Raw genomic sequence first — 5,769 nt, 5'->3', positions numbered from 1 at the left:
CTTGTGAATGGGTTGAGGGCCTGAAGGTGAGCAACGCTCAAACCCTCAGACCCTCAACCAACCAAACAAAGAATATTGCGGCAGTGACTTACTCTCCCACACCCTATCGAGTGCAGTACCATCAGCGCTGGCAGGCTTAGCTTCCGGGTTCGGAATGGGACCGGGCGTTTCCCTACCGCTATAACCACCGCAAAAACACGGGACACACGCGCGCGTGTGCACAATGCCTCACACACCCCCACAAACCACCAGGGGATGGTGGACCAAAGTCAATTCATACGTGGACGCGAACACACCACACACAAACCCACCGAAACGGGGGATTCTGTGTGACGCAGTAAAAAAACAATGTTGTTGAGTGTTTAACTCGTGTTACCCGACCCGCAACCACCCCACTGAAAAGTGTGGGGGCCACACTCCCCTTTTGAAAGGAGTGTACTTGGATGAGTGATCGGTGTATTAGTACCAGTCAGCTCCACGCATTGCTGCGCTTCCACATCTGGCCTATCAACCCTGTGGTCTACAGGGCACCTCAAAGGAAATCTCATCTTGAAGCAGGCTTCCCGCTTAGATGCTTTCAGCGGTTATCCTTCCCGAACGTAGCCAACCAGCCATGCACCTGGCGGTACAACTGGCACACCAGAGGTTCGTCCGTCCCGGTCCTCTCGTACTAAGGACAGCCCTTCTCAAATTTCCTACGCACGCAGCGGATAGGGACCGAACTGTCTCACGACGTTCTAAACCCAGCTCGCGTACCGCTTTAATGGGCGAACAGCCCAACCCTTGGGACCGACTCCAGCCCCAGGATGCGACGAGCCGACATCGAGGTGCCAAACCATGCCGTCGATATGGACTCTTGGGCAAGATCAGCCTGTTATCCCCGAGGTACCTTTTATCCGTTGAGCGACCGCGATTCCACAATCCACGGCCGGGTCACTAGTCCCAGCTTTCGCTCCTGCTCGACACGTCCGTCTCACAGTCAAGCTCCCTTGTGCACTTACACTCGACACCTGATTGCCAACCAGGCTGAGGGAACCTTTGGGCGCCTCCGTTACTCTTTAGGAGGCAACCGCCCCAGTTAAACTACCCATCAGGCACTGTCCCTGGACCCGATCAGGGCCCGAAGTTAAGGAATCCAGCATAGCCAGAGTGGTATTTCAACGATGACTCCACACACACTAGCGTGCATGCTTCACAGTCTCCCACCTATCCTACACAAGCCATACCGAACACCAATACCAAACTATAGTGAAGGTCTCGGGGTCTTTCCGTCCTGCTGCGCGTAACGAGCATCTTTACTCGTAGTGCAATTTCGCCGAGTTCGTGGTTGAGACAGTGGAGAAGTCGTTACGCCATTCGTGCAGGTCGGAACTTACCCGACAAGGAATTTCGCTACCTTAGGATGGTTATAGTTACCACCGCCGTTTACTGGGGCTTAAATTCTCCGCTTCGACCACAAGTGGTCTAACAGGTCCTCTTAACCTTCCAGCACCGGGCAGGCGTCAGTCCGTATACATCGACTTACGTCTTCGCACGGACCTGTGTTTTTAGTAAACAGTCGCTTCTCCCTGGTCTCTGCGGCCACCACCAGCTCACCACCGCAAAGATGGATCACCAGGATGGCCCCCCTTCTCCCGAAGTTACGGGGGCATTTTGCCGAGTTCCTTAACCACGATTATCTCGATCGCCTTAGTATTCTCTACCTGACCACCTGAGTCGGTAATAGGGTACGGGCGGCTGGAACCTCACGTCGATGCTTTTCTCGGCAGCATAGGATCACCGGATCACCCACCAAAGTGGGCGCCCATCAGCTCTCAGACACAAACCCGGCGGATTTACCTACCAGGAGTCCTACAACCTTAGACCACGACTACCATCGCGCGGCCCGGCTACCTTCCTGCGTCACACCTGTTAATACGTTTACCTACTACACGCTCAGGTCCCTTCCTCAATCCAACACCCCGACCCGAAGGTCAGGGAGGAACATCAGAAGGTTAGTATCACATGCCTCGGTATGGGCGGTTCTTCGCCGGTACGGGAATATCAACCCGTTGTCCATCGACTACGCCTGTCGGCCTCGCCTTAGGTCCCGACTTACCCAGGGCGGATTAGCCTAGCCCTGGAACCCTTGGTCATCCGGCGGAAGGGTTTCTCACCCTTCTTTCGCTACTCATGCCTGCATTCTCACTCGCATAGCCTCCACCACTGGGTCACCCCGCAGCTTCACCGGCCACACGACGCTCCCCTACCCAATACCACACCTCAACCAAACACCCACAAGGAGTGTCGGCTCGGATACGCGTGGTACTGCCACAACTTCGGCGGTGTGCTTAAGCCCCGCTACATTATCGGCGCGGAATCACTTGACCAGTGAGCTATTACGCACTCTTTCAAGGATGGCTGCTTCTAAGCCAACCTCCTGGTTGTCTTCGCAACTCCACATCCTTTCCCACTGAGCACACGCTTAGGGGCCTTAGTTGGTGGTCTGGGCTGTTTCCCTCTCGACTACGAAGCTTATCCCCCGCAGTCTCACTGCCATGCTTACACTTACCGGCATTCGGAGTTTGGCTGACGTCAGTAACCCGGTGGGGCCCATCGGCCATCCAGTAGCTCTACCTCCGGCAAGAAACACACAACGCTGCACCTAAATGCATTTCGGGGAGAACCAGCTATCACAGAGTTTGATTGGCCTTTCACCCCTAACCACAGGTCATCCCCTCCATTTTCAACTGAAGTGGGTGCGGGCCTCCACGACGTCTTACCATCGCTTCACCCTGCCCATGGCTAGATCACTCCGCTTCGGGTCTAGGACACGCGACTCAATCGCCCTATTCGGACTCGCTTTCGCTACGGCTACCCCCCAAGGGTTAACCTCGCCACGTGCCGCTAACTCGCAGGCTCATTCTTCAAAAGGCACGCCATCACCCCAACAAGGAGGCTCTGACGGATTGTAAGCGCATGGTTTCAGGTACTATTTCACTCCCCTCCCGGGGTACTTTTCACCATTCCCTCACGGTACTATCCGCTATCGGTCATCAGGAAGTATTTAGCCTTACCAGGTGGTCCTGGCAGATTCACACGGGATTTCACGGGTCCCGTGCTACTCGGGTATCACCACACACGCCTGACAGCTGTTTCGCCTACGGGACTCTCACCCACTACGGTCACGTTTCCCACCGTGTTCGACTACAACCACCACAACGCGTCTCCCTCATGCTGGAGAAAGACGGGCAACCCCACAACACCGCGCATGCAACACCAGCACGCTTGACACACACACGGTTTAGGCTGGTCCGCGTTCGCTCGCCACTACTAACGGAATCACAATTGTTTTCTCTTCCTGTGGGTACTGAGATGTTTCACTTCCCCACGTTCCCTCCACACACCCTATATATTCAGATGCGGGTCACGACACATAACATGCCGCGGGGTTTCCCCATTCGGACACCCTCGGATCACCGTTCGTTTATCAACTCCCCGAGGCTTATCGCAGATTACCGCGTCCTTCATCGGCTCCTGATGCCAAGGCATCCACCATGCGCTCTTGAACACTCACACCACCACCACACAACAGTGCATACGGGCAGCGCGAGTCGGATAACACAAGAAACACAACAACAACAAAAATTACACAGAACACCACAACCACACCCACCCAACAAGGATGAGGCACAGTCATGATGCCCAGATGCTCGCGTCCACTATGAAAAAACCAGATCCACAACCAGACACCCACCCACACACCCCCACCAACGCGGGAGCCCATGAACAGAGCCGGCCACGAGAGACACACACACCACCCACAGACCCTCACCACACCCACACACATGCGGAATGCAGAAAGAGCTGCAGGGGCCTGTTCTCCCAGGACCCAACAGCGTGTTTGCCCCACACCCACCAACCACACAGGGCCAGTAGACGCAGGAAGAATCTGATGATGTTCCACCCATGAGCAACCACTGCACACACGAACGGCATGCACGTGGCCACACCCACCCACAACACAAAGTGCGCAGGTGGTTCTGTGATGCTCCTTAGAAAGGAGGTGATCCAGCCGCACCTTCCGGTACGGCTACCTTGTTACGACTTAGTCCCAATCACCAGTCCCACCTTCGACGGCTCCCCCCACAAGGGTTGGGCCACCGGCTTCGGGTGTTACCGACTTTCGTGACTTGACGGGCGGTGTGTACAAGGCCCGGGAACGTATTCACCGCAGCGTTGCTGATCTGCGATTACTAGCGACTCCGACTTCACGTAGTCGAGTTGCAGACTACGATCCGAACTGAGATCGGCTTTCTGGGATTCGCTCCACCTCACGGTCTCGCAACCCTTTGTACCGACCATTGTAGCATGCGTGAAGCCCAAGACATAAAGGGCATGATGATTTGACGTCATCCCCACCTTCCTCCGAGTTGACCCCGGCAGTCTCCTATGAGTTCCCACCATCACGTGCTGGCAACATAGAACGAGGGTTGCGCTCGTTGCGGGACTTAACCCAACATCTCACGACACGAGCTGACGACAACCATGCACCACCTGTACACCAGCCCAAAGGGCTGAACCATCTCTGGCACATTCCGGTGTATGTCAAGCCTTGGTAAGGTTCTTCGCGTTGCATCGAATTAATCCGCATGCTCCGCCGCTTGTGCGGGCCCCCGTCAATTCCTTTGAGTTTTAGCCTTGCGGCCGTACTCCCCAGGCGGGGCACTTAATGCGTTAGCTGCGGCGCGGAACTCGTGGAATGAGCCCCACACCTAGTGCCCAACGTTTACGGCATGGACTACCAGGGTATCTAATCCTGTTCGCTCCCCATGCTTTCGCTCCTCAGCGTCAGTAACAGCCCAGAGTCCCGCCTTCGCCACCGGTGTTCCTCCTGATATCTGCGCATTTCACCGCTACACCAGGAATTCCAGACTCCCCTACTGCACTCTAGTCCGCCCGTACCCACTGCACGCGCAAGGTTGAGCCTTGCGTTTCCACAGCAGACGCGACGGACCGCCTACGAGCTCTTTACGCCCAATAATTCCGGACAACGCTTGTACCCTACGTATTACCGCGGCTGCTGGCACGTAGTTAGCCGGTACTTCTTCTGCAGGTACCGTCACCCCGAAAGGCTTCTTCCCTACTGAAAGAGGTTTACAACCCGAAGGCCGTCATCCCTCACGCGGCGTCGCTGCATCAGGGTTTCCCCCATTGTGCAATATTCCCCACTGCTGCCTCCCGTAGGAGTCTGGGCCGTGTCTCAGTCCCAGTGTGGCCGGTCGCCCTCTCAGGCCGGCTACCCGTCGTCGCCTTGGTAGGCCTTTACCCCACCAACAAGCTGATAGGCCGCGAGCCCATCCCCAACCGAAAAACTTTCCACACTCTGACCATGCGGCCAAGTGTCATATGCGGTATTAGACCCAGTTTCCCGGGCTTATCCCGCAGTCAGGGGCAGGTTACTCACGTGTTACTCACCCGTTCGCCACTCATCCACCCACAGCAAGCTGCGAGCTTCAGCGTTCGACTTGCATGTGTTAAGCACGCCGCCAGCGTTCGTCCTGAGCCAGGATCAAACTCTCCAAAAATAAACATGTTTTCAGACAGGTCAATCACCTGGCCAAGAAATCAACAAGCTGCTAAAAAAGCTACATTATTGAAATCCCAGCAAATAAATAACTGGCATCATCAAAAACAAACAAACACGCTATTGAGTTCTCAAAGAACAGACACACAAACCGATCCAACCAGACACAAACAACGCCCAGCCCTCACCGAAAGGTGCTCTCC

At 55.4% G+C, this 5,769-nt stretch carries 1 protein-coding gene and 3 rRNA genes; 1 reads left to right on the top strand and 3 read right to left on the bottom strand.

All coding sequences use genetic code 11. The annotated features are described in order from the left end of the window. Positions 1 to 75 precede the first annotated feature (75 nt). The 3 genes from rrf to FM105_RS08905 all read right to left on the bottom strand — a co-directional run bounded on the left by rrf (position 76) and on the right by FM105_RS08905 (position 5,567). Positions 76 to 192: ribosomal RNA gene (gene rrf, locus FM105_RS08915) — 5S ribosomal RNA — on the bottom strand. A gap of 247 nt (positions 193 to 439) precedes the next feature. Continuing rightward, positions 440 to 3,558 (bottom strand): 23S ribosomal RNA (locus tag FM105_RS08910). Positions 3,559 to 4,038: 480 nt separating this feature from the next. Continuing rightward, positions 4,039 to 5,567, bottom strand: a 16S ribosomal RNA gene (locus FM105_RS08905). The 16S, 23S and 5S rRNA genes sit together here, the layout of an rRNA operon. Positions 5,568 to 5,572: 5 nt before the next feature. On the opposite strand from FM105_RS08905, the gene FM105_RS14795 reads away from it, so the two are divergent. After that, on the top strand, positions 5,573 to 5,769 hold a 197-nt coding region (locus FM105_RS14795), incomplete at its 3' end, for a hypothetical protein (protein ID WP_218777932.1).

The organism is Brevibacterium yomogidense (genome assembly GCF_900163715.1).
GTDB classification, from domain to species: Bacteria; Actinomycetota; Actinomycetes; order Actinomycetales; family Brevibacteriaceae; genus Brevibacterium; species Brevibacterium yomogidense_A.
Note: the sequence above shows the minus strand (reverse complement) of the source record. Positions and strands in the feature narration are given on the sequence as shown.